Below are 25400 nucleotides of genomic sequence, written 5' to 3'. Positions count from 1 at the left end.
CGGCCTCTGCGGGAAAAAAATATCGTAGTAAAGCGTCACAAGCGTACGCTAGCGTGACGCATGGGTGTGACAGGGGTATTACAGCAACATTCTGGCCATAATTCTCAACCTTATCAGGCTTTGCGTTCCAGCGTGACAAAGGCGTAAGGCAGGCCGGATTTCTCCGAAACATGCGCTTCGCGCGCGGTCTCTTGCCACACGGCATGGTCAACGGCGGGGAAAAACGCGTCGCAGTCAAATGTCTGGCCGATTTCCGTGATGAGCAAACGCTGTGTCAGGGGCAGTGACTGCTTGTAGATTTCCGCGCCGCCGATGACGTAACCTTCGGCGCCGTCGAGCAGGGCGATGGCCGCTTCCACCGACGATACCGCTTCCACGCCCTCATGGCGCCAGTCGGGATTACGCGAGATGACGATGTTGCGGCGGTTTGGCAGCGGACGGCCGATGGAGTCGAAGGTCTTGCGGCCCATGAGGACGGGATGGCCCGTCGTCAAGCGCTTGAAACGCGCCATGTCTTCCGGCAATTTCCACGGCAGGGTGTTGTCGATGCCGATGCCGCCTTGCTGGTCGGTGGCGACGATGATGGTCAGATGGCTCATTGGTTCTGTCAAAGTGGTGGGGGCGATGCCCGATGCCCGCCATTATCGTTGAAATTGCCCGCTGCCTCCAGATGCGCACGCATGGCGCCGGCCAGCGGTCCCGGCGCCTCCAGCGGAATCATGTGGCCGGTGTTCTCTTTCAGCAGGTGCAGGGTGGCCTGCGGCAGGCGGGCGGCCATGGCGCGCAGGTCGTCGGGATTGACGAGCTTGTCGTCTTCGGCACCCACGATCAGCACGGGAAAATCGAGTTCCGGCAAGCGCGCCATCAGGTCCGGGCGGGCTATGGTGGTGATGAATTGCGCCAGCAGCACTTCCTTGCCCAGGTCCAGCCCCATCTGCTGGATCAGGCCCGTGATGCCGGTGTCCTGCAAGTGCGCGGGATGCAGCAGTTCGCGCAGGCGCTGGCGCGTGATGCCCGCATAGGCATTGCGTTCGAGCATGGCGACGATGCGCTGGCGCGCTTCGATTTCCGCCGGCAGCAAACCTTTGGCCGAATTGGCGATCAAAGTAAGGGACTGGACACGCTGCGGGTGCGCCAGCGCGTATTCGAGCGCCAGATAGGCGCCCAGCGAAAAGCCCACCAGATGGGCCTGTTGGGCGCTGTGGCTGGCGATCAGTGCCTGCATCTGCGGGCGCGTGCGCGCCTCGTGCAGGGGCACGTGCCGCAGATCAAAGGCGCCGCCCAGGGCTGGGGCCAGGCGCGACCACAGGCGTTCGTCGCACAGCGTGCCGGGGATGCAGTCGAGCCGTATCTTGGTATTGTTCAAGGGCAAGCTTGGTTGGGAAAATTTTTGTCGAGCGGCATTATCCGTCATTTTGCGTATTGGGGCAGCGGCATGGTATTTTCTGCATGGCATTATTTTCAATAGTGCGCGGCTGGCAAGCAGCCACTTTATGGTAGGCTCATGGCTCATCAAGCCGGCGTACCGGCGACGTGACCTGAAACACCGAATGCAACCCACTAATTATACAAAGAGGAAACACCATGGCGATCAGTTTGCAAAAAGGCGGCAATGTCAACCTGAGCAAGGAAGCTCCTGGCTTGAAGAAAATCGTGATTGGCCTGGGCTGGGACCCGCGCGCCACCGATGGCGCCGCATTTGACCTGGACGGCAGCGCCTTCCTGCTGAAAACGGATGGCAAGGCCCGCTCCGATGCCGATTTTATTTTTTATAACAACCTGAAGTCGGCCGACGGCTCCATCGTCCACGCGGGCGACAACACGACGGGCGGCGGCGATGGCGATGACGAGAAAATCGCCGTCGACCTGGCCAACGTGCCTGCCGACATCGACAAGATCGCCGTGGCCGTCACCATCCACGACGCGGAAAACCGCAAGCAGAACTTCGGCATGGTCGGCAAGGCCTACATCCGCTGCCTGAACGGCGACAACGGCGCGGAAATCGCCCGCTACGACCTGTCGGAAGACGGCTCGACGGAAGCGGCCATGATCTTCGGCGAAGTCTACCGTGCCGGCAGCGAATGGAAATTCAAGGCAATTGGTCAAGGCTTCAAAGGCGGCCTGGGCCCTCTGGCCCGCTCGTTCGGTATTAATGCTTAACAACCAGTTGTTTGCGTAAATGTACCGGGTGGCACCGCCGCCCGGTTCTGTCTCTCCCATCTTTCTCCCTGACTCCATGGAAAACCTGATCAAGGGGCAGCGCCTGGCGCTGTCCGGCCTCGTCACGGGCAATATTGTGCAACTGGGTCTGGCCAGCGCCGGCGTGACGCTGGATTTCGCCTGTTTCGGCCTCGATGCCGCTGGCAAGCTGTCCGATGACCGCTACATGACTTTCTTCAACCAGCCGCGCACGCCGTGCGGCGGCGTGGAAACCGCGGCGCCGTCCGGCGATGCGGCCGGTTTCAGCTATCAGCTCGACCGTTTGCCTGCGTCCATCGAGCGCCTGGTCGTCACGGCCGCCATCGATGGCGATGCCACCATGGCGCAGCTGGGCAGCGGCTACCTGCGGCTGCTCGACAGCGGGAGAGAATTGGCCCGCTACACGTATGCAGGCGCTGATTTTGCGCAAGAAAAAGCCGTCATGCTGGGCGAGTTCTACCGCAAGGATGGCGGCTGGCGCTTCATGGCCGTGGGCCAGGGTTTCAATGGCGGCCTCGATGCGCTGGTCGCGCATTTCGGCGGCGAGGTGGCGCAGCCGGCAGCGGAACCGGCGCCGGCGCCCAAGATTTCCCTGTCCAAAATTTCGCTGACCAAGGCGGGCCAGACGCACAAGGTGTCGCTGGAAAAGGGCGCGGGCGCGCCGAAGAAACTCACCGTCAAGGCGACCTGGGTCGATAACGGCGATAGCGACGACGATAACGACGACCTCGATTTGCGTGTCGGCATCCTCTTGCCGAATGGCCAGATGCGCTTCATCCAGGCGCCGGACACGGCAGGCAGCTTCGACGCCATGCCCTACGTGCGCCACCTGGGCGACGTGGCGGGCGCGGCGGGCAAGGAGCCGGCCACGGAAACGGTGGAAGTCAACCCCGCGCTGGCGCAGCATTACGGCGGCACGGTGGGCCTCGTCTTCAGCGTGTATTCGGCGGTGGCCAATGGCGCCGTCTCGGTCGCGTCCATGCGGCCGAAGATGATCATGCAATATGGCGAGCAGATCGTCGAGTGCGCGTTCGACTTCCGCCTGTCCAAGGCGGCCGACGATGATTCCGTCTACACCTATGTGATCGGCATGGCGCGCATCACGAACGACAGCATCATCCTCGAGCCGTCCGGCAAGACGTCGGAGCCGGGCAGCGAAGCGACGCCGTGGCTGAGCTGGCAGGGCGAGAACCTGCAGCTGGCCTTCAACGGTCCCGTCGTCTTCAAGGGCGAGGACAAGGAAGACGAAGATGACTGCAATGCCGATAATCCGCGCCGCTACATCGCCTAGGAGACACTGATGGAAACCTTGTCCAAGGGACAGCGCTTGCCGCTGGCCAATCTCGTTCCCGATGGCGTGCTGCAGATCGGCGTGGCCGCGCAGGGGCTGGCGCTCGACGTGGCCTGCTTCGGCCTCGACGCCAGCGGGAAACTGTCCGACGAACGCTACATGACCTTTTTCAACCAGCCGCGCACGCCGTGCGGCGGCGTGGAAGCGCGTGCCGGCAGCGGCGGCGACACGACGGAGTTTGCCCTGCAGCTGGCGCGCTTGCCGACCGGCATAGACCGCCTCGTCGTGACGGCGTCCATCGATGGCGGTGGCGTGATGTCGCAGCTGCAAGCTGGCCACGTGCGCCTGCAGGCGGGCGGACGCGAACTGGCCCGCTTTGCGTTTGCCGGTGCGGATTTCGCACAGGAAAAAGCCGTCATGCTGGCAGAGATCTACCGCAAGGATGGCGCCTGGCGCTGCATGGCCGTGGGACAAGGTTTTAATGGCGGACTCGATGCGCTGGTGCGCCACTTCGGCGGTGAAGTCGAGCAGGCTGCCCTCGCAGCGGCCTCGGCCGTCATGCAGGCGAAGATCAACCTGGAAAAGCGCGTGGAACGCGAAGCGCCGCAACTGGTCAGCCTCGTCAAGCAGGCGGGCGTGTCCCTGCAAAAAGTGGGGCTGCTTGATCACCGCGCCAAGGTGTGTCTGTGCCTCGATATTTCCGGTTCCATGGGACGGCTGTATAAAGAGGGGCTGGTGCAGCGCTTTGCCGAACGCATCCTGGCCCTGGGCTGCAAGTTCGACGACGATGGCGAGATCGATGTTTTCTTGTTCGGCAAGAACGTCCACCATCCGGCGCCCATGGCCTTGAGCAACTGCAATACCTATGTGAGCCAGGCGATACAGCGCCATCCGCTCGAAGGCGATACGCGCTATGGCGCCGCCATGCAGGCAATCCGCGCGTTCTATTTCCCCGACAAGGCCGGCGGCGAGCGCACGCGGCCCGTCGCGGCCGAGCTGCCCGTGTACGTGATGTTCGTCACCGACGGCGGCACGAGCGACCAGGCGACGACGGAGAAACAATTGCGCTGGGCCAGCAATGAACCCATCTTCTGGCAATTCATGGGCATCGGCAAGGGACGCAAGTCGAAAAGCAAGTTTCTTTCCGCCTTTGCCGATTCCGATTTCCCCTTGTTGGAAAAGCTTGACGAATTGCAGGGGCGCCTGGTCGACAATGCCAATTACTTTTCCGTCAGCTCGCCCGACGAGCACAGCGATGCGGAACTGTATGACTTGTTGATGACGGAATATCCGGGCTGGCTGAAACTGGCGCGCGGCAATGGCTTGCTGAGGTAGTGGCCATTGGATGAGGCTGTATGACCACAAGTGCAAGAGATTTGTAAATTGAAGTAAATAACAATGGTTCGCATTTGCTTTGCGTAATGGAGTCGTGGCATGCTTTAACTGTGCCCACACCTGTGCCCTCACGCCACGGCGTAGTGCCTCATCCGTAGCGTCTCCATTATTTTTTAAGCAAATGCATAAAATCCTCTTTCACTGTCTGGCGGGCGGCAGCCTGCTCGTTTCCGGCGCCGCTGTCCAGGCCCAAACCACGCCTACCAGCGGCGACACCGTCGTCAAGCCCGCACCGGCCAAGGCGCCCGCCGCCGATTCTACGCCTTCCGTCAGTGTGACGGCCGAACGCCCCACGGGCCGTATCGACCGCCAAGTCTACGACGTCAAGTCCGACGTGGGCAGCAGCAACGGCACGGCGGCCGATGCCTTGAACAATGTGCCGTCGGTGGCCGTCGATCCCGATGGTTCCGTGTCCCTGCGCGGCAGCAGCAATGTGCAGATATTGATCGACGGTAAACCGTCGGCCATGCTGCAGGGCGACTCGCGCGGCGCCACCCTGAACGCCATGGCGGCCGACGATATCGAATCCGTGGAAGTGATCAACAATCCCGGCGCCCAGTTCGGCAACGAGGCCGGTGGCGGCCCCATCCTGAACCTGGTGATGCGGCGCAACCGCAAGCCGGGCGGCTTTGCCACCGTCAACGCGAATGCGGGCATCGCGGGGCGCTACAACAGTTCAGTGTCCGGCACCTACAACGAAGGCCCGTGGGGCTACCAGGGCGGCATCAATGTGCGCCATGACGGCCGCAATTCCGTGGGCGAGGTCAGCCGCGAGCGCCTGGAACGTAGCACAGGGGCATTTTCCCCCAGCAGCCAGCAATCCACCAACAATGGCTTGAACGACTCGCTGGGCTTGCACGGCACCGTCAATTACAACCTGAACGCCAACGATACCCTGGCCGCCAGCGTGTCGTATAACGGGCGCAGCAACGACCAGCGCTCGCTCGACCGCTACATCAATGGCGACAGCACGGGCAGCACCATCGGCGACTATGTGCGCAGCACCGTGCGCAATGGCGACAGCCGCAACTACAGCTGGGGCGCGCGCTACGACCACAAGGGCGAATTGCCGGGCGAAACCCTTAAAATCGACTTGCGCGTGTCGTCGTCGACCAACGAGAGCGACAGCGATTACGCGAATATCTACGCGGTGGCGCCCGTCAACACCTTCGACAGCCGCGCACGCCAGCACAGCGAAACGGGCAACCGCATCGTCGACTTCAGCGGCGACTACGAGCGTCCGCTGGCGGGCGGCACGGCCAAGCTGGGCTACAAGGTGGCTGACAACAAGAGCAGCTTCGACACTTTATATACGGACATCAACCCGGCCAGCCTGGCGGAAATCGTCAACCCCATGCGCAGCAACCGTTTCGAGCTCGACGAGCGCACTGTGGCCCTGTATGGCTCCTACCAGATGCGCCTGACCGAACGCTGGGGCGCGCTGGCCGGCTTGCGCGCCGAATACACGGACTTGAACGTGCGCCAGATCACGAGCGGCATCGAGGCCAGCAACAATTACGTCAACTACATTCCCAGCCTGTTCGCCACCTACAAGGTCAGCGACGAGAGCAATGTGCGCTTCAGCTATGCGCACCGCATCCGCCGCCCGAATGCGGGCGACCTGAATCCGTACGTGGTCTACCGCGACGAATTCAATGTGTCGGCCGGCAACCCCAAGCTGAAACCCACGCAGACGGATTCGTTCGAGATCGGCTATGAAACGAAGATCGCGGGCCTGGAAAGCAGCTTGCGCGCCTACCACCGCCGCGACACGGACGCCATCGTCGATTACCGCTACTTTATCAGCGACAATGTGCTCTTGACCACGCGGGAAAACGGCGAGGGCAGCCATTCGAGCGGCCTCGAGTTCAGCGTCAGCGGCAAGCTGACACCATCGTTGACCCTGAATACGAGCGGCAACCTGGCGCGTAGCCAGCAGACGAGTTCCGACGACCTGGGCAACCGCAGCACGCGCACGGCGAATGCCCTGAGCGGCCGCGCGCGCCTCAATTACCAGTTCAACACCGCCAACCAGCTGCAGCTGGCCCTGCAAATGCAGGGCAAGACGCTGTCGGGACAGGGCTACCGCTCGCCGAACAACACCTTGAATGTGAGCTGGCGCCACACGGTGACACCGCAGCTGAGCCTGGTCATGAATGTGACCGATGTGTTCAGCAGCAACAAGATGGAAACCGTCATCAACAGCGCTTCCTTGCGCGAGACGAGCACGCGGCGCTTCGATGGACGCATGATTTACGTGGGACTGTCGTACCGCCTGGGCGGCGCCACGTCGGCGGCGAAAGAGGGCGAGCGCGAACCGCGCTTCGGTCCGCCGGGCGGACGCGGGCCAGGCGGACCTGGCGGTCCCGGTCCGGGCGGCCCCGGTGGCGAACCGGGCTAAGCAGCTTTGGCGATTTCCTTGAGGAAGTCGACAAAGCTGTCCGCGTGGCGTTCAAAATGCCATGCGCCTGCGCCGTGCTCGGCCGTGTAGACGGGCGCGTCGCCATTTTCAATGGCAGATAGATCCAGGCAATACGGATCGGCGCCCGCATCGGCAATCACCACGTAGTGGGCCGGCCAACCGGCGATGACTTCCTGGTCAACCGGATTGTACGAGTAGCCGTGCTGTGCCTTGAGCAGCTCTGCCGCGCCGTACAGGTTCAAGCCCTGGAAGTAGCGCTTGCTGTCGATATACACGCGCAGCGGAGAGTAGCGGGCCAGGAAGCGCCGGTACTGTTCCGGCAAAGCCCAGCGCTGGTCGATGGCGGCCAGGTCGGCATTATCCGCAATGACCAGCCAGTTCGATGGGCGCGCCAGGTCCTGGTCCTTCTTGCGTTCGGCCGCCAGTTTTTTTTCCAGTTTCGCTGCCGCTTTTTCCAGTGGGGAGCGAGGGTCTTCCAAAGACGCATGCGTGGCCGGTGGCGCAAACCCCGCACCGTCCGGATAGCCATCGCGCTGCCAGGCCAGCACATCGTCGAGGGGCAGGCTCTCGGCTTTCCAGTAGTCGGGAACGGCCGACAAGCCGGCGTCAAATGGCTGGCGGCTCAGCACGGCCAGGCTTTTCACGGCCTTGGCCCTGACTTGTAGCGGTTGCGAGTCCGAGAGAGCCAGCGCCACCACGGTCTCGTAAGCATCCTTGCCCTGGCTTTTCAGCAAGCCGTCGATGCCCCAGTAGGCCAGTTGCGGCATGGTCACGGCCCAGCTGAAAAATTCCTGCAATTCCTGCGCTTGTATCAGGTCCGCCATGGTGTGTACCAATGAGGTGCGCCAGTGCAGCAGCTGGCCGTCGCGCGCGTAAGCGCTCAATATGTCAAGCACGGCCAGCCGGTCGGTCTCGCCGTGTTTCTTGATCAGCCTATCCTTGAGCGTGGCGAACTTGACGCCGTCGGTTTCGTCGAACAGTTTGCGGTGCAGTGCTGCCAGTGGTGTGATCGCCATCGTCTTCGTGATTAATTTGTCTGCTGACTTCGGTTGAATGGATACTGTCCCTGACGGCCGCCAGTAGAAATTCTGGACAATGCCGGACAGGTCAAATAATATTTTTATTGTAATATGTTGCCTGCTTCCATGATGGCATGTTCGATCAAATGATGAAATTGTATTTCAAGACCAGTGTATTTTTATGCTGTCTGCTGGCTATCGTCTATTTGTTCTTGATGCGCAAGACCTTCCCCATGGCCAGTGATGGCAGTGGGCCCAATGGCGATGCGTTAATTGCCTTTTTCATCTTCGTTATCGCATGCATACTGCATGTCCATACTTTCATTCTGGCGATTTTTCTATACAGGAATAATAAGAATGGCACCAGGATCGCATTGGGCATGCTGGCTGCAAGTGCGCTTTTATTGTCATCGCATGAAATCAGATCCATCGCCAAAAGACAGCTGTCCGATTATCGATACAATTCCAGTGCGACAACCAAAACTTTCAAAGCGATCAGTTCAGGGACGCCTGCCGAGTTTTTCAGCTATTTCGATCAGATCCCGGACCGGGAAAAAACGTGGCGCTATGTGCGTGACCTGATGGCAGACTTGGCCAAGGCAGGCAGGATCGATCTGCTTGAAGCACTGGAGATAAAAGGTTTTCCTGTCGTGGAGGCCGGTCACGAGCAGGATTGGACTGACGTGGTGTACGCGGCTGTTTACAGCGAAACGCTGTCACCGGAACAACGTCTGAAGGTGCTGGAATGGCTGTTTTCCAGGGCAGAATCTTTTGAATTCTCCCTGAAACAGTCCAGGCATGCGTTTTTCTCGATTGAGAATTTTTCAAATGCGTTCAAGGATATCAATAATCCGAGTACCAGGAAAGTCTTTGATCTCCTGGTACGCCACGACGCCGACTTCAGGGGCAGCAATACCGGATATGTGCTCTGGTATTCGACCCGCTTCGGGAACCTCGATCACGTCAAGTTTTTAGTTGCCCAAAAAGTCGACCCCAATTACGTTGACGGGAACTGGCATACAACCGCCCTGGACGAAGCCATCGATAAAAAGGACCAGGCTATTGTTCAGGAACTTTTGAAGGCCGGCGCAAAGAAGGCGAGTGAGTTGAAAAGCGCGGTTCAATAATATGAACTGATCCGCGCGTTATGCTACCCGGCTCAGACGGCCATCGCGGCCTTGATGGGCGCGTGATGTTCATAGCCTTCCAGCGAGAAATCCGATGGTTCGATCTTTTCCAGCCATTCCGGCTCGTACTTGCCCGTCTTGGCGTAATCGGGCACGCGCTCGGAAATGACAAACCTGGGCGCCGGGAAGGGCGTGCGCTTCAATTGCTCTTCCACCATGTCGAGGTGGTTTTCATAGATGTGCGCGTCGCCGATGAAATAGGTGAACCAGCGCGGCGTGTAGCCCGTCAGGCGCGCCACCAGATGCAGCAGGGCCGCGCCTTCGGCGATGTTGAACGGCGTGCCCAGGCCGATGTCGTTGCTGCGCACATATAAGCAGAGCGAGATTTCGCGCGTGCTGGCGTTCGGGATAAACTGGTACAGCAAATGGCAGGCGGGCAGGGCGACGGCATCGAGCACGGCCGGGTTCCAGCCGTGGAACAGGATGCGCCGGCTGCCGGGGTTTGTCATGATGGTGTCCAGGCATTCGCGCAACTGGTCGACGGCCTTGTACAGCAGCACTTTTTGCACGCCATCTTCGACGATGGGAGCAACGAGCGTAAAACCGTTCGCTTGCGCGTCGGCGATTTGCGCGGGCTGGGCGGCGTCGAGCAGTTTATACGCAGGCCACTGGCGCCATTGCACGCCGTAGACGGGACCGAGGTCATCCTCGCCTTCGCGGTAGGGGTTTGCCAGCCATTGCGCATTTTCATTGGCGTTCTGATCCCAGACCTTGCAGCCCAGCGCGCGGAACTCGGCCGCGTTGCGCGAAGCGCGCAGGAAGGCGCACAATTCGCCGATCACGGATTTGAAAGCCAGTTTCTTGGTCGTCACGGCAGGGAAGTTGCCGTTGGCCAAGTCGAAACGCATCATGGCGCCCGGCACGCTCAGGGTGCGGATGCCCGTGCGGTTGTCTTGCCAGCTGCCCGTTTCGAGCACGGTCTTGATCAAATCTTGGTATTGCTGCATGTATTTCTCCAACGGTAAGGATGGTGATTGTAACGCAGGCGCGACAGGCGGGCTGCGGGTCACGTACATAATTACGCTGCTGTCTTACCTGCAAACATGACTCTGTGGTAATTTGTGTGTCCTTAAAGAAATACACAGAAACGGCAGACGCTGCACCATGTTCTTGCGACAATTTGTAAATAATAATAACGGCGCCATGGTGGAGATGAGCAGGGCCGATTTCCTCAAGGCCAATTTGCGCCTGATCCTCGCCTGGCCCCTGCTGGGACTGGTCCTGTGCGCCGTGCTGTGGACGGCCACCTTGCTGCAGCTGGAGGCGGAAAAGAAGGTGGCGCAGCAGCAGGCGCTCGACAGCGTGTCGTCGCTGTCGAAAGCGTATGGCCAGTATCTGCTGCGCACCCTGGAGCAGATGGACCAGCTGACTTTGCAGCTCAAGTATGAATGGGAAAATTCGCGCGGCCAGTTGCGGCTCGACCAATTGAAGACGCAGGGCATGTATGCCTTGCCGCAATTTGCCATCGTCGCCATCCTCGACCGCAAGGGGCATCCCGTGACGGCCACGGCGCCGCTGCAGCGCCTGCGGGTCAACGAGCGCAGCGATTTCCTGCTGCGCCACTGGCGCAGCAATTCCAGCGCCCTGCGCATCGCGCTGGGGCGGGCCAATGCCGCCAATGTGAACGATCAGGCTACGGTGCCCGGCGCCGACGAAAGCCTCGTGCATTTCACGCGCCGGTTGGAAGACGAGGATGGCAATTTCGACGGCGTGCTGCTGATCTCGATTCATTCCGGCTATTTTTCCGAATTCTATAACAGCGTCAGTTTTGGCAAGTTCGGCATGTCGGCCATGGTGGGCGAGGAGGGCGAGCTGTTCAGCACACGTCTCGGCTCGCGCGTGCTGCCGGCCCAAAGCGCCCAGGGCACGCCATTCCTCGACACCAGCTTCCTGGAAACGGAGAGCGGCGCCCTGCATTCGGGCGGCAGGATCGCTTTTTCCGACAAGCAAAGCCGCTACGTGGGATGGCAAGCGCTGAAAGCCTATCCGTTCACGGCCGTGGTCGGATTGTCGGACGGCGAAATGCTGCATCCCTACGAGGAAACGCGCACGATTTATATCGGCATCGCCCTGGCCGTCACCATGCTGCTGCTGGCTTTTACCGCCATCGCCACCATGCTGTCGCTGCGCCTGGCGTGGCGCCACCACCAGTCCGAAGGCGTGCGCAATGCCTACCGCATGGCCACCGAAGGCACGAGCGACGGCTTTTATATTATTGCCGCCCTGCGCGGCGCGGACGGCAGCATCCTCGATTTCGAGATGGTCGACTGCAACGAGCCGGGCGCCGGCTATTTTGGCGTGCGGCGCGAACAATTGCTGGGCATGCGCCTGCAGTCGCGCGCCCATGAGCCGTATTTCCGCGACCTGATCCATAATTACCGGGCCGCCATGGTTTCCGGTTTTTCCGAGGAAGAGATCGAGCTGCCGGAAGGCAACCCCTTCAAGCTGCGCTGGATACGCCGGCGTGTGGTGCGCAGCGGCGACCGCCTGGCCGTCACCCTGCAAGACATCAGCACGGCCAAGGAGCACGAGCACGACTTGCGCCGCCTGGCCAACGAGGATGGCTTGACGGGCTTGCCCAACCGCTACTGGCTGCAGCAATTCTTGCCCGGCGCCCTGGGCCGGGCCGCCATCGCGCGGCGCATGCTGGCGCTGCTGTTCATCGACCTCGACGGCTTCAAGGATATCAACGATACGCAGGGCCACGCCGAGGGAGATAAAGTGCTGCGCGCCGCCTCCTTGCGCCTGAAGGCCGTGCTGCGGCCGGGCGACCACGTGGTGCGCCTGGGCGGCGACGAATTCGTCGTCGTGCTCGACCCCGTGGAAGACGACAGCCGCGCCGAGCAGGTGGCGCAGCGCATCGCCATCGCCTTCGACGAGCCGTTCTACCTGGGCAGCGAGCGCCACAAGATGGGCGCCTCGATCGGCATCAGCCTGTATCCGCGCGATGGCGCCGAAACGGACGTGCTGCTGAAGAACGCCGACATCGCCATGTATGCCGTCAAAGTGGCGGGCAAGGGCCATCACCGCTTCTTCCAGCCCGAACTGTTCGAAACCATCCGCAGCCGCCGCGAACTCGAGCAAAGCCTGGTGGCGGCGCTGGAGCTGGACCAGTTCCTCGTCGTCTACCAGCCGCGGGTCGACGCCATGAGCGGGCAGCTGTGCAGCATGGAGGCGCTCGTGCGCTGGCACCATCCGCAGCACGGCATGGTGCCGCCGCTGGAATTCATTCCCGTGGCCGAGAGCAGCGGCCTGATTTCGCAGCTGGGCGAAGTCGTCATCGAAAAGGTGTGCCTGCAGATGGCGCGCTGGCAGGCCAGCGGCCTGGAACTGGTGCCCGTGTCGATCAACGTCTCGGCGCGCCAGTTCGGGCGTGGCGACGTGCACCAGGTGCTGGCGTCCGCGCTGGCGCGCCACCGCATCGATGCGCGCCTGATCGAGGTGGAAATCACGGAATCGGCCATGATGGATGAACAGAACCGCGCGGTGGAGCAGCTGTCGGCCATCCGCGCGCTGGGCGTGCGCCTGCTGGTGGACGATTTCGGCACCGGATACTCGTCGCTGTCGCAGCTGCAGAAGTTCGCCATGGATGGCTTGAAGATCGACCGCGCCTTCACCATGGAGCTGGGCCGCTCGGAGCAGGGCGAAGTCTTCGTGCGCGCCATCCTGTCGATGGCGCATGCTCTGGGCATGAGCGTGGTGGCCGAAGGGGTGGAGACGCGCGAGCAGCTCGACATCCTGCGCACGCTGCAATGCAACGAAGTGCAGGGCTATTTCATCTCGCGCCCCGTACCCGCCGAACAGATGCTGGCGCTGATGCATCAGCGCTTTCTGATACCGCTTCCAGCCCCGGCGCTGGCCCTGTAGAACGGCGTGATGGGTGTGGAAAACAACGCTGTTTCATAAAAAGAGCGAACGTTCGCTTTTTTCTAAAAAATATTATATGCTTCGCTCATGCCGTCAGTGAATTGGAGTTCACGGCGGCAAGAAAAGTGCAAGACGGGGCGGCTTGAGATGCCCGCGACAGTGTGCCGAAGACCTTCATATAATAAAGAGAGACTAACTTGAAACATAAATATCTGCCCCTCCTGATCGTTGCCGCGTTCGCCGGCATCTCCTCCACCGCACAAGCATCGGGCTACCGTTTTGGCTCGCAAAGCGTTTCCGCGCAAGGCTCGGCCGATGCCAGCGGCGCGGAAGCGGCCGACGCATCGACCATTTTCTACAACCCGGCCGGCATGTCGCGCCTGGAAGGCACGCAATTCCTGGGCGGCGGCACCCTGGTGGTACCGCATTCGACCTACCAGGACACGGGTTCGAAGACTTTCACCGGCCGCAATCCGGGCGGCACGACCAAGGACTATGCGCCGGACGCCGTCTTCGCGCCAGCCCTGTATGCGAGCAAGAAGCTCAATGATCAATGGACCGTCGGCATGGGCCTGTTCGTGCCGTACGGCGCCAAGCTCGATTACGGCAATGACTGGAGCGGCCGCTATGCGATCACCAACATCAAGCTCGAAGCGATCGCCCTCAATCCTTCCGTTTCCTTCAAGGTCAATGAACACCATTCCTTCGGTTTCGGCGTCACCGCTGAACACATGAAGGCGGAACTGGGCCAGGCGGTCGACGTGCCGGGTTCCGTGGCCTTCCTGGCCCAGCACGCGCCAGCCGCGTCGCAAGCCTTCTTGGCCAATATCGCCAAGACGCAGGGCCTGGCCGCCGCGCAGGCAGCCGGCGCCGCGCTGAAGGGCGCCAAGGACGGCCATGCATCGATGGATGGCGACGACTGGGGCTTCGGCTTCAACCTCGGTTATTTGTACCAGATGAATGAAGGCACGCGTTTCGGTATTTCCTACCGTTCGTCGATTTCGCACAAGCTGAAAGGCGACACGATCTGGGACTTCTCGCAAGTGTCGGACAACGCCGCCGTGAATGCCTTCATCGCCAAGGCATCGAACAAGGTCAATTCCAAGGCGCTGGTGGAAGTGCGCACGCCGGAAACCCTGTCGATCAACGCCTTCCATCAGATGGATGACCGTTGGGCCTTGATGGGCGACGTCACCTGGACCCGCACTTCGCGCCTGCAGAACCTGGACATCCAGTTCCCGCCGACGGCCGAAGGTGCCGAGCGCATCCGCCAGCAGTGGAAGAACACCTACCGCGTCTCGCTGGGCACCAACTACAAGTACAGCGAAAACCTGCTGCTGCGCGCCGGTATCGCCCACGACCAGGCGCCAGTGCGCAGCGCCGAGCTGCGTCATCCAGCGCTGCCGGACAGCGACCGCATGCAGTACTCGATTGGCGCGAACTGGAAGCTGAACGCCAATTCCTCGCTCGACCTGGCTTACAGCTTCATCGACTTCAAGGATGCCAACGTCAACTACAAGAATGACTGCTCGCCGGTGACCCCTGGCTGCACCGGCAACGGTGAAACCACCAAGGGCCTGTTCAAGACCCGCATGCAGTTGATCGGTCTCGCTTACAACTACAAGTTCTAAGCAGGTAGTGGCGGCCGACCCGGCCGCCATGAAATGAAAAAAGCGCCTTCGGGCGCTTTTTTTTTCGGGGTCAGACCCGCTGGGTCTGACCCCAGCCTTTCATGGGTTTTCGGATGTTGTCGGCTTACGCGCTGCGCGCTAACCCGACCTACCCCGACCTACGCCGCTCAGGCTTTGATGCGCATGGCCTGGTCCAGCAACGTCAAGGCCAGCCGCACGGTGTCGTCGGGCAGGTCCAGCAAGTTATCCCCTACATACCATTCCACCACGCTGTGGCCGGGCAGGGCGGCGTGGCTGGCGCGGCCGAACAGCCAGATGCCGTGGTCTTCCGCCAGCTGGTTGCGGATCGCGATGGCCCGCTCGCGCGAGACGGGCAAGTGCAGGTGCAGCATGTTGGCTTGCGGGGCGGCGGGATTGACGGCAATCGATGGAAAATCGCGCAGCAGCGCGTACAGCCACTGCGTGCGCGCAAAATACTGCGGCATGGCGGCGAGGCGCGCGTCGAACTGCATGGCGGCGGCCACCACGTAGGGCGTGCGGTGCACGATATTGCCACCCTGGCGGCGGAACCACTCGCGCGCCCGTTCGACAAACGGGCGGCTGCCGGCCAGCACGGCGCCGCCGAGGCCGCCGATGCCCTTGTACAGCGACACGTAGACGGAATCGAAGCCGCCGCAGATGACGGGCAGGGACTGGCCAAAACCCGCTTGCGCTTCCCACAGGCGCGCGCCATCCATGTGCAAATGGATGTTGTGCTCGCGGCAGTGCCGCTTGATGTCGTTCAATGCGTCCCACGACGGGCACTGGCCGCCGATTTCGCGCATCGGCAGCTCGATCTGCGCGGCGCCCAGCGCATCGGGCACGGCGCGCAAATCGTCGACCGTCCACGGACGGTGCGGGTCGCCCAGTATCAGGCCCTTGAAGTGGTCGAGCAATTCGTAATTGCCGCGCTCGTGGCGCAGGATGTGCGAGGTCGGGTGCAGCGCCACCAGGCGCGAGCCCCGGTCCTGGCAAGCCAGGCGCAAGGCGGTGACTTGCGTCATGGTGCCCGTGATGCAGAACACGGCCGCTTCGAAACCGAGCAGGCTGGCGATCTTGTTCTCGAACTGTTCGATCAACGCGCCTTCGCCATAGGTGTCGTGCGCAACAGCGTTGGCGTCGCACCAGGCGGCCATGGCGGTAAAGGTGGCCGCTGGCGTTGGCTGGCGGTGGCCGGGCAGGACGGTATGGCAGCGCTGGCGCAGCTCAAGCTCGTTCACGGTGTTTTCCTCACAAGGTGGCCGTGGCCAGTTTCGCGCCAAAGCCGATGAACATGGCGCCCACGCCGCCACCCATGCCGGCCGACAGGCGGCGACGGTGGCGGAAGGTGTCGGCCAGGCGGGCGCCGACAAAGATGATGGCCGTCAGATAGGTAAAGCTGATCCCCTGGCAAATCAGGCCCAGGCCGACGAAGGACAGCACGGGATTCGGGAAGGCCGGGTCGACGAACTGGATGAAGAACGAGATGAAGAACAAAATGGCTTTCGGGTTCATCAGGCTGATGATCAAGGCCTTGCGGAATGGATCGCTTTCCTTGACGGGCGCTGGCGCGGCAGGCGCTTCACCGTCGGCTGGCGCGGGCGCGCGCAGCTTGCGCCAGCAGCCGATCAGCATTTGCAGGCCGATCCAGCCCAGGTAGGCCGCGCCGATGTATTTCACCACGTAGAAGAGGGCAGGGCTGGCTTTCAGCAGGGAGGCCACGCCGCAGGCCGACAGCACCATCAATATCAGGTCGCCGGCGAAGATGCCGAAGGCGCCCTGGTAGGCGGTGCGCACGCCGCGCTGGGCCGCGACCGACAGCACATACATGGAATTGGGACCGGGCAGGATGACGATGAAGATGGTCCCCAGTAAAAAGGTCCAGAAATCGGTGATGCCCAGGTTGGCGTGGAAAAGTGCGTTCATGATGGTTCTGTTTAATTGAGTTGTACGTGATGGAATTGCAGGGCCGCCAGATTCGCATAGATGCCACCCAATGCGACCAGTGACGCGTGCGTGCCTGTCTCGACGATCTTGCCGTCTTCCATGACGATGATGCGGTCGGCCCGCTGGACGGTGGCCAGGCGGTGCGCGATGATGACCGTGGTGCGTCCCACCATCGCCGCTTCCAGCGCCTTTTGTACCAGGCGTTCCGATTCCGCGTCCAGCGCGCTCGTCGCTTCATCGAGCAGCAGCAGCGGCGGGTTTTTCAGCAGGGCGCGGGCGATGGCGATGCGCTGGCGCTGGCCGCCGGACAGGCGCACGCCCCGTTCGCCGAGGAACGATTTGTAGCCGTTCGGCAGGCGCTCGATGAATTCGTGGGCGGCCGCCATCTTCGCGGCCGCGATCACTTCCGCGTCGCTGGCGCCGGCGCGGCCATAGCGGATGTTTTCCATGGCGTCGGCCGAGAAGATCACGGTATCCTGCGGCACGATGCCGATGGCGTCGCGCAGGGTGTGCAGGTCCAGCTGCTTGATATCGACGCCATCGAGGCGGATGCTGCCGCTTTGCGGATCATAGAAGCGCAGGAACAGCTGGAACAGCGTGGTCTTGCCGGCGCCGGACGGGCCGACGACGGCCACCGTTTCGCCGGCGCGGATGTCGAGGCTGACGTGATCGAGCGCGTGGGTATCGGGACGCGACGGGTACGAGAACATCACGTCGTCGAGCGACAGCGCGGCGCCGGTGGCGGCGCGCGCGGGCAGCGGCAGCGGCGTGGCCGGGGATTCGATTTCCGATTTGACGGCCATCAGTTCCAGCAGGCGCTCGGTGGCGCCGGCCGCGCGCTGCGCTTCGCCCATCACCTCGGACAGGGCGCCGATGGCGCCGGCCACGATGGACGCGTACAGGATGAACTGGCCCAGGTCTCCGCCCGTCATCGAGCCTTCCAGCACGGCGCGCGCGCCCAGCCACAGCACGAACACGATGGTGCCGAAGACCAGCAGGATGGCGATCATGGTGAGCAGGGCGCGGGCGCGGATGCGGCGCATGGCCGTCATGAAGGCGCCTTCGACGGAGTCGCCGAAGCGTTTCGATTCGATTTTCTCGTGCGTAAACGCCTGCACGGTGGGCATGGCGTTGAGGATTTCCCCGGCCATGGCCGACGCGTCGGCGATGCGGTCTTGCGAGTCGCGCGACAGCTTGCGCACGCGGCGGCCAAACACGATGATGGGCACGACGACGAGGATCAGCAAGCCGATGATGATGCCCGCCAGCTTGGCGCTGGTGACGAACAGCATCACCAGGCCGCCGAGGAACAGCAGCACATTGCGCAGCGCCATCGAGATACTGGTGCCGACGACAGCCTGGATCAAGGTCGTGTCGGTGGTGATGCGCGACAGGACTTCGCCCGTCTGCGTCGTTTCAAAGAAGGCGGGGCTTTGCGTGACCACGTGGCGGTACACGGCGCTGCGGATGTCGGCCGTGACTCGCTCGCCCAGCCACGAGACCGTATAGAAGCGGGCCGCCGTGGCCAGCGCCAGGATGGACGCCACGCCGAACAGGGCGAGGAAGACCAGGTCGACGTGCTGGATGCTGCTCGAGCCGGCCGCGCCGCCGAAACCGAGGTCGATCATCTGCTTGAAAGCGGCAGGAATGGCCAGGGTCGAGGCGGCGGCCACCACCAGCGCGATACCGGCCAGGAAGAACTGCTTGCGGTACGGCGTCAGGAAAGGCATCAAGCCCTTGAAGGCGGCCAGGCTGCCTTTTTTCAGTTCGCGGCTGGTGCCGGTGTCGGGCGTGGGTGCGGTGCTTGCGGCGGTTGTTGAACTCGTGCTGCCTGTTTCTGTACTGGTTGTCATTGTTTTTCGCTTAGTCTTTACTGTATTTTGTACTGCTTATAACTTCATCGGCTGGACGTAGCCCGTCATTTCCAGGTAGGCGCGGCCCACCGGCTGGCCGTCGCGCTCCACCGTCACGGCGCCTTCCCAGTACACGGCCCCCGTCGAGCGGCGCGAATCGAGTTCCTGGTCCGGCTGCAGCGGCTTGATGTGCCAGCGCGTGACGCCAGTGCGGATCTCGGTGGCGACCGGGTATTCGGCTTGCGTGCGGGGCGAACGCCACAGCTGCGTGGGCGTGAAATCGACGTCGCCGGGCCCGAACTGCGTCATCTTACCGGACGCATCTCGCCATGTCGCGTGCGCCCATAGTTTAGCACCTGTCTTGCTGCGGATCTGGAAGGCCATCAGGGCGCCGCCGTCATCGAGGTTGGCGCCTATCCAGTTCCAGCCGCTGGCGTCCGCATCGAGCACCTGGCTCGACCACTCGTGATCGAGCCAGGTGGCGCCCGTCACGGCTTCCGGCTTGCCGCCCGCGCGCGCGATCGTGCCCGTCGTGCGCAGCTGCGGCTCGCTGTAGTAGTAACTCGATTGCGCGGGCCGCGCGCCCTTGCGCGAATAACCGTTCTCGCCCTGCAGCAGCACGGCCTGGGTGGGGGCCAGGGTCAGCTGCAAGTTGAATTCGCGCGCGGCCAGGCTGACCCGGTAGCTGCCGTCTTTTTGCCGCCGCATGCGCCAATCGTCGAGCTTCACGTCCGTGTCGCCCACCTTGGCGTAGGCCAGGCCGAAGCCTTCGCGCGCGCTTTTCTCGTCGTGCAGCAGCTTGCCCACCTTCGGGTCGGACAGGGCCGCATGGCCGATGATCAGCTGTTTCGGTGCAAACGCGCTGGGGTTGTCCGCGTCGGTGGCCGTGGCGCTGCGAAAGAAGGTTACCTGGTAGCCCAGCTGCTCGCCGCCGGCGGTTTTTACCCAGCCCGTGGCATACCACCATTCCGTTTTATAGGCGGGATGGGCGCCGAAGTCGTGCGGCAGGCGCAGGGTCTGGCCGGCCGGCAGCGGCGTGACGGGGGCGAAGGCGGGTGGCGCGGCCAACGCAGGCAAGGCCAGCGCAAGCAACAAGATGAAAGTATGGCGCATTACCAGTCCTCCCTGACGGCGCGGATGGGGCCAGCGGACAGTGCCTGGCGGCCCGCGATCAGCGCCGTGGCGGCGGCCGCCGTCAGCAGAGCGCCGGCCACCGTGGCGATCAGGGGCCACGGCAGGTGCAGCTGCATGGTCCAGTGGAACGATTGGGGATTGACGATGAAGACGAGCACAAAGCTGATCAACAGGCCCAGGACAAAACCGGTGGCGATGCCCAGCGCCGTCAGCGCGCCGCCTTCGAGCGCCAGGATGGATAAGATCTGCCCGCGCGTCACGCCGACGTGGCGCAGCATGCCGAATTCGCGCGCGCGCGCCAGGGTTTGTGCGGAAAACGTGGCGGCCACGCCGAACAGGCCGATGACGATGGCGATGGCTTCCAGCAGATACGTGACGGCGAAGCTGCGGTCGAAGATCTGCAGGCTCAGGGCGCGGATGGCCGACGGGTTCGACACTTCCAGGCTGGCGCCGAACGGCAGCGCTTTCAGGCGCTGTTGCAACGCGTCGCCCGTGGCGTCCTTGGCCAGCCACAGGGCCGCATCGCTCACGTCATTGTCGCGGGTCAGCGCGCGGTAATCGTCGAGCGGCATCTGGATGGCGCCGGACGAGCGCGCATAGTCGCGCCAGATGCCGGCAACAAAGAACCGGTGCAAGCCGCCCGCCAGCGGCAGGGCGATCTGCTGGCCAGGATTGACGTTATACAGGTCGGCCGCCGCTTCGGACAGCCACACGGGCCGGCTGCTTGCCGGCACGGGCAAGGTGTCGCCCACCAGCACCATGCTCTTGCCCGGGTCTTGCAAATTGATGGGGCGCGCCAGCAGCGCCACGTTCGGGCGGTCCGGCGCCAGCGACAGCGAACGCACGCGCTGGAAATCCACCCTGGCCACTTCGGGCAAGGCGGTGATGCTCGCCTGTTCGCGCGGGTTCAAGCCTGCCGTGCCGCCGCTGGCGGCCGTGCGCGCATACACGTCGGCGGGCAAGATCTGCAGCAGCCAGTCATCGACGGAGACGCGGAAACTCGACACCATGATGGCCATCGCCACCATCAGGCTAAAACTCGACAGCACGCCGCCGAGGGCGATGCCTGCCTGGCCCGAGGCGTTCGCCAGGCGCGCCAGGGTCAGGCTGCGCACGGGCGCATGTTTGCTCGTTTCCGTGCGCAGCCAGGTGCGTTGCAGGAAACGGAAGACGACGGCGGCCAGTTGCGGCATCAGGGCGATGGCGCCGATCAGCAGCAGCGCAATGGACAGGTAGCCGAACAGGGGCAGCTCGAACACGGGCGGCAGGAAGGTCAAGGCGCCTGCCAGCAGCAAACAAGCCAGCGCCGGCCAGGTTTTTGCTAGGCGCGTCGTCACGACTTCCTCGCTGCCCGATTTCAGGGCGATGGCGGGGGCCGCGCGGGCCGCTTCCAGCGCGGGCGCGGCGCAGCCCAGCAAGGCGACGCCGAGGCCCAGCGCGAAATAGACAAAGGCGGCGACGGGCGTGAATTGCACCTGCGGCTGCACACCCGCGAAATAGCCGGCGCCCAGGTCGCCGCCGAAAAAGCGCAGGGCCACGGCGGCCATGGCGTAACCGCCGGCGATGCCGAGAGCCGCACCGACGACACCGAGGCTGGCGCCTTCCAGCAGCACCTGGCGCAGCAACTGGCCCCGCTCCATGCCCAGCACGCGCAGCAGCGCGAATTGGCCGCGGCGGCGGATGACGGACAGGGCCTGCGTGGAAAAGACCAAAAAGGCGCCCGTAAACAGGGCGACGAGGGCCAGCACCGTCAGGTTGACGCGGTAGGCGCGGCTCAGGTTATTGTTGCGGCTATTCTGGTTTTCGTCATTGGGCTGGCCCACCTGGAAACGCCCCGGATACTGCGCTTCCAGCGTCCGCGCCAGGTCCGCCTGGAAGGCGTCGCGGTTCACGCCCTGGCGTAGTTTCAAGTCGATGCGCGACAGCTTGCCCAGCTTGTTGAAGCGCCACTGCGCCGCGCCGATATCCATCACGGCGATGCGCTGGCCGGCGCGCGCGCCCTGCAGCGAACCGGCCACGCGCAGGGACACCGTGCCCGTGCCCGATTGCAGGGCGACCTGGCCGCCTTCGGCCACGGCCAGCCAGCGCAAGGCGGCCGGCGACAGAAAGACGGCGTCGTCGGCCAAGGTGTCGAAAGGCTGGCCTTCGGCCGGCGCGCCGATCAGATCGGGCGAGATGAAGCCGGCGCGGAAGACGTCGAGCGCCAGGATGTGCAGCGGGCCGCCGTCCTTCTTGCCGGCCACGCCGGCTTGCAGTTCCAGCACGGGCGAGGCCACGGCCACGCCGTCGCGCTGCGCCAGCTGCGGGTAGATGGCTTCATCGAACAGCGCTTCGCGCCCGGCCACCTGGACGTCGGCCTGGCCGGACAGGCTTTTGACGGCCGTGGAAAATTCATTGAAGGCAGCCGCGTTGATCAGATGGATGGCAAAGCCCAGCGACACGCCGATGGCGATGGCCAGGATGGCGACGAAGGCGCGCACGGGGTGAAAGCGCCACTCGCCCAGCAGCAGCCAGCGCGACAGCAGGCGCGTCGTCGCCGGGCTGGCCAGCGGCGCACTCAATTCAGGCATTCGACGGCCAGGCGTTCGCCGGCGCGCCGCGCTTTCAGTTGCGCCGCGTCGCGGGTTTTATCGCCCGCGCCGACGGCGTCCTGTGCAGCCCATTTCTGCTCCAGGCGCAGCTGCGCGCAATGCTTGTCGCGCGTTTCCTTCTGCTTGGCGGCCCGTTCGCGCGCCTGGTCAGCCAGATTTTCCTGCTTCTTGCGTGCCGCCTCCAACTGACTGGCCACCCGTTCCTGGCGCGTGGCCGCACCCTTGTCGACGGCGGGCGGAGGCGAGGGGACTTCCAGTATCTGCAATTGCCCACCCGTGCAGGGCGTGGCGCTGTAACTGGTCTGCCCATCCTGCACGCATTTGTAGACGTCCTGCGCACCGGCGGAGCCGGCCAGCAAGACCATGGCACATAGCAGGAGGGACGGCGATGTCACAATATCTTCCCCGGATTCATGATGTTCTGCGGGTCCAGCGCCTGTTTGACAGTCCGCATCAGCTGCAGTTCCAGCGGCGACTTGTAGCGGGCCAGATCGTCCTTCTTCAGCGCGCCGATGCCGTGTTCGGCCGAAATCGAACCGCCGAAGCCGTGGACCTGGTCATGCACGATGCGGTTGATCGCATCCTGGTTGGCCAGGAAGTCGCGGTCCGTCATGCCGGCGGGCGGCGCCACGTTGTAGTGCAGGTTGCCATCGCCCAGGTGGCCGAAGCACACGAGCTGGCAGCCGGGGAAGGCCGTTGCCAGGGCCGCATCCGTGACGGCGATGAAATCGGCGATGCAGGAAATCGGCAGCGAGATATCGTGCTTGATGTTCTTGCCCGCCTGCGCCTGCGCCAGCGGGATGTGTTCACGCAGCTGCCATAGTCCCTCGGACTGCGCCACGGAACTGGCGACGACGGCGTCGGCTATCAATTCGTCTTCCAGTGCCGCGCCGATGCTCGCTTCCAGCAATTCCACTGCGTGCGCCTCGGACTGGCTGCTCGATAATTCCAGCAGAACGTATTGTCCGTGGGCTTCGGCGAAAGGACGCGGCAGCTGCGGAAACTGTTCCGCCACCAGCTGCAAACAGTATTGCGACATCAGTTCAAAACCCGTCAGGCTGGCGCCGCAATGGTCCTGCATCAGGCTTAATAAACGCAGGGCGTGGGCGGGCGAAGGCATGGCGGCCAGCGCCGTGATGCAGGCTTTCGGCTGTGGATACAGTTTCATGACGGCGCCCGTGATGACGCCCAGGGTACCTTCCGCGCCGATGTACAGGTCGCGCAAATCGTAGCCGGTATTATCCTTGCGCAGGCCGCGCAAGCCGCTCCAGATTTCGCCCTGCGGCGTGACCACTTCCAGGCCCAGGCACAGCTCGCGCGTATTCCCGTAACGCAGCACGGCCGTGCCGCCCGCGTTCGTCGCCAAATTCCCCCCGATGGTGCAACTGCCTTCGGCCGCCAGCGACAGGGGGAACAGACAGCCGGCGGCGCTGGCCGCTTCCTGGATGGTTTGCAAAATGCAGCCCGCATCGACCGTGATGGTGCGGTTGACGGGATCGAGCGCGCGGATGCTGTTCAGGCGCGCCAGCGACAGCACGACGGCCGTGCCGGCGGCGTCCGGAATGCTGCCCAGCACCAGGCCCGTATTGCCGCCCTGCGGCACGACGGGCACCTGCCATTGCGCGCAGGCGCGCAGCACGCCCGCCACCTGTTCCACCGTGGCGGGACGCAGCACGGCCAGGGCCTTGCCCGTAAACCGGTCGCGCCAGTCGGTGAGGAAGGGGGCCATGTCGGCGTCGTTGGTGAGTACATAAGTGTCGCCCAGCAGGTCGCGGCAGGCGGCGAGGAAATCTGTTTGGTCAGTCATTTCTTGATGCTCACTTTATTCACTTTTTCCAGCAGCTCTTTGGCCATGCGCTTGGCCGCCTTTTTATACGGGCGCAGATACAGCACGGCGCAGACAAAATAGATGCAGACGATGGCTGCCTCGCCCCAGGCCATCATGGCCGAGGTGGCGTTCGTGTCGCTGTAGCCGCGCACCACGCCTTCCGTGAAGTACAGCAGGATCACCATCGACGACCATTGCAGGGTATAGACGTCGCGCTTGATGACGCCGTACAGTGGGATGAGCAGGGGCGCGGCCTTCAGGACGACCCAGGAGCCGCCCGGGTGCAGCGGGGCGACGACGGTTTCCCACAGCACGCACCAGACGATCAGCGTGACGAGGCTGGCGATGGCGCCCCAGTGAAAATACTTGTGCAGTACGCCGTGCATCATGCGCCTGCCAGTTTCGCGGCGGTTTCCGCCAGGCGCCGGCCCAGGGCGATGGCCAATCGCTTTTCATCGTCGCTCAGGGTCTTGTCGCCGTCGATGCCCGACCAGTGCGTGGCGCCATACGGCGAGCCGCCCGTGGACGTCGTCATCAGTTCTGGATGCGTGTAGGGCAGGCCCATGACCAGCATGCCATGGTGGAAAAGGGGGATCATCATCGACAGCAGGGTCGATTCCTGGCCGCCGTGCAGGCTGCCAGTGGACGTGAACACGCAGGCGGGCTTGCCGGACAGGCTGCCGGCCAGCCAGTCGCTGGCCGTGCCATCCCAGAAGTACTTCATGGCGGCGGCCATGTTGCCGAAGCGCGTGGGCGAGCCCAGGGCCAGGCCCGCGCATTCCTGCAAATCGTCCAGTTCCACATAAGGAGCGCCATCAGGCGGCACTTCGGGCGCCGTCGCTTCGGCCACCGTCGAGACGGCGGGCACGGTGCGCAGGCGCGCATCGCAACCGGGCACGCTTTCCACTCCCTGGGCTATCAGCTCGGCCAACTGGCGCGTGGCGCCATGGCGTGAATAAAACAATACGAGAATAATCAGATTGGTTGGCTTCATCATTGGTATTATAGGGCGCTTTAC

20 protein-coding genes are annotated in these 25400 nt (G+C 63.1%); 7 read left to right on the top strand and 13 right to left on the bottom strand.

Going from position 1 to position 25400, the window contains the following annotated elements; translation table 11 throughout:
- Window positions 1-113: 113 nt before the first annotated feature.
- Together KO538_RS15830 and KO538_RS15825 are read right to left on the bottom strand one after the other, a co-directional pair.
- Entirely contained in the window at window positions 114-599 is a 486-nt protein-coding gene (locus KO538_RS15830) for a dihydrofolate reductase (protein WP_034755512.1), read from the bottom strand.
- 8 nt (window positions 600-607) lie between these two features.
- Window positions 608-1366 carry an alpha/beta fold hydrolase gene (locus tag KO538_RS15825; protein WP_257620388.1) on the bottom strand — a complete coding sequence of 253 codons (759 nt, stop codon included), beginning with the start codon at window positions 1364-1366 and terminating at the stop codon, window positions 608-610.
- Between the two features lie 218 nt (window positions 1367-1584).
- Between KO538_RS15825 and KO538_RS15820 the strand changes: the two genes are divergently transcribed.
- From KO538_RS15820 to KO538_RS15805, 4 genes are all read left to right on the top strand, one after another.
- Window positions 1585-2160, top strand: coding sequence for a TerD family protein (locus KO538_RS15820; protein WP_034755514.1), 576 nt, complete (start codon window positions 1585-1587; stop codon window positions 2158-2160).
- Between the two features lie 76 nt (window positions 2161-2236).
- Entirely contained in the window at window positions 2237-3490 is a 1254-nt protein-coding gene (locus KO538_RS15815; protein WP_219328893.1) for a TerD family protein, read from the top strand.
- Window positions 3491-3499: 9 nt separating this feature from the next.
- Window positions 3500-4825 carry a VWA domain-containing protein gene (locus KO538_RS15810; protein WP_219328892.1) on the top strand — a complete coding sequence of 442 codons (1326 nt, stop codon included), beginning with the start codon at window positions 3500-3502 and terminating at the stop codon, window positions 4823-4825.
- Between the two features lie 181 nt (window positions 4826-5006).
- A complete protein-coding gene (locus KO538_RS15805; protein WP_219328891.1) occupies window positions 5007-7286 on the top strand; it encodes an outer membrane beta-barrel family protein in 2280 nt (759 codons plus the stop codon).
- Here KO538_RS15805 and KO538_RS15800 read toward each other — a convergent pair.
- The gene (locus KO538_RS15800) at window positions 7283-8323 is read right to left on the bottom strand and encodes an SMI1/KNR4 family protein (protein WP_051991669.1); all 1041 of its coding nucleotides are present in this window, start codon (window positions 8321-8323) and stop codon (window positions 7283-7285) included. The genes KO538_RS15805 and KO538_RS15800 overlap by 4 nt on opposite strands.
- 137 nt (window positions 8324-8460) lie before the next feature.
- Between KO538_RS15800 and KO538_RS15795 the strand changes: the two genes are divergently transcribed.
- Complete coding sequence (locus tag KO538_RS15795; RefSeq protein WP_072453357.1) at window positions 8461-9453, top strand: ankyrin repeat domain-containing protein; 993 nt, start codon at window positions 8461-8463, stop codon at window positions 9451-9453.
- 32 nt (window positions 9454-9485) lie between these two features.
- Here the strand turns inward: KO538_RS15795 and KO538_RS15790 are convergent, their stop codons facing one another.
- Window positions 9486-10460: a thymidylate synthase gene (locus KO538_RS15790; RefSeq protein WP_219328890.1), complete on the bottom strand. Its 975-nt coding sequence runs from the start codon at window positions 10458-10460 to the stop codon at window positions 9486-9488.
- Between the two features lie 157 nt (window positions 10461-10617).
- Between KO538_RS15790 and KO538_RS15785 the strand changes: the two genes are divergently transcribed.
- A complete protein-coding gene (locus tag KO538_RS15785; protein ID WP_081367990.1) occupies window positions 10618-13380 on the top strand; it encodes an EAL domain-containing protein in 2763 nt (920 codons plus the stop codon).
- Window positions 13381-13577: 197 nt separating this feature from the next.
- Complete coding sequence (locus KO538_RS15780; RefSeq protein WP_219328889.1) at window positions 13578-15011, top strand: OmpP1/FadL family transporter; 1434 nt, start codon at window positions 13578-13580, stop codon at window positions 15009-15011.
- A gap of 167 nt (window positions 15012-15178) precedes the next feature.
- Here the strand turns inward: KO538_RS15780 and KO538_RS15775 are convergent, their stop codons facing one another.
- Genes KO538_RS15775 through wrbA form a run of 9 tightly spaced genes read right to left on the bottom strand, consistent with a single transcriptional unit; the run spans window position 15179 to window position 25376 of the window.
- Window positions 15179-16270: a beta-eliminating lyase-related protein gene (locus tag KO538_RS15775; RefSeq protein ID WP_219328888.1), complete on the bottom strand. Its 1092-nt coding sequence runs from the start codon at window positions 16268-16270 to the stop codon at window positions 15179-15181.
- Between the two features lie 10 nt (window positions 16271-16280).
- Window positions 16281-16955 carry a leucine efflux protein LeuE gene (gene leuE, locus KO538_RS15770; RefSeq protein ID WP_219328887.1) on the bottom strand — a complete coding sequence of 225 codons (675 nt, stop codon included), beginning with the start codon at window positions 16953-16955 and terminating at the stop codon, window positions 16281-16283.
- An 11-nt stretch (window positions 16956-16966) separates the two neighbouring features.
- Window positions 16967-18829, bottom strand: a complete 1863-nt coding sequence (locus KO538_RS15765; RefSeq protein ID WP_219328886.1) for an ABC transporter transmembrane domain-containing protein — start codon at window positions 18827-18829, stop codon at window positions 16967-16969.
- A 36-nt stretch (window positions 18830-18865) separates the two neighbouring features.
- On the bottom strand, window positions 18866-19942 hold the full coding sequence (locus KO538_RS15760; RefSeq protein ID WP_219328885.1) for a carotenoid 1,2-hydratase: 1077 nt from the start codon (window positions 19940-19942) through the stop codon (window positions 18866-18868).
- Window positions 19942-22533, bottom strand: a complete 2592-nt coding sequence (locus tag KO538_RS15755) for an FtsX-like permease family protein (RefSeq protein ID WP_219328884.1) — start codon at window positions 22531-22533, stop codon at window positions 19942-19944. Before KO538_RS15755 ends, KO538_RS15760 begins: the two co-directional genes overlap by 1 nt.
- Window positions 22521-22949 carry a DUF4124 domain-containing protein gene (locus KO538_RS15750; protein WP_152546520.1) on the bottom strand — a complete coding sequence of 143 codons (429 nt, stop codon included), beginning with the start codon at window positions 22947-22949 and terminating at the stop codon, window positions 22521-22523. The genes KO538_RS15755 and KO538_RS15750 overlap by 13 nt, the downstream gene beginning before the upstream one ends.
- Window positions 22946-24361: an FAD-binding oxidoreductase gene (locus KO538_RS15745; protein WP_219328883.1), complete on the bottom strand. Its 1416-nt coding sequence runs from the start codon at window positions 24359-24361 to the stop codon at window positions 22946-22948. Before KO538_RS15745 ends, KO538_RS15750 begins: the two co-directional genes overlap by 4 nt.
- Window positions 24358-24768 (bottom strand): DUF2069 domain-containing protein, encoded by a 411-nt coding sequence (locus tag KO538_RS15740; RefSeq protein WP_374106857.1) that lies wholly within the window; start codon window positions 24766-24768, stop codon window positions 24358-24360. The genes KO538_RS15745 and KO538_RS15740 overlap by 4 nt, the downstream gene beginning before the upstream one ends.
- Entirely contained in the window at window positions 24768-25376 is a 609-nt protein-coding gene (gene wrbA, locus KO538_RS15735) for an NAD(P)H:quinone oxidoreductase (RefSeq protein ID WP_219328912.1), read from the bottom strand. Before wrbA ends, KO538_RS15740 begins: the two co-directional genes overlap by 1 nt.
- Between the last annotated feature and the right edge of the window lie 24 nt (window positions 25377-25400).

The sequence above is a fragment of the Janthinobacterium sp. NKUCC08_JDC genome (assembly GCF_019345575.1).
Lineage (GTDB): Bacteria > Pseudomonadota > Gammaproteobacteria > Burkholderiales > Burkholderiaceae_D > Janthinobacterium > Janthinobacterium aestuarii.
This window is presented reverse-complemented; position numbering and strand designations above follow the sequence as displayed.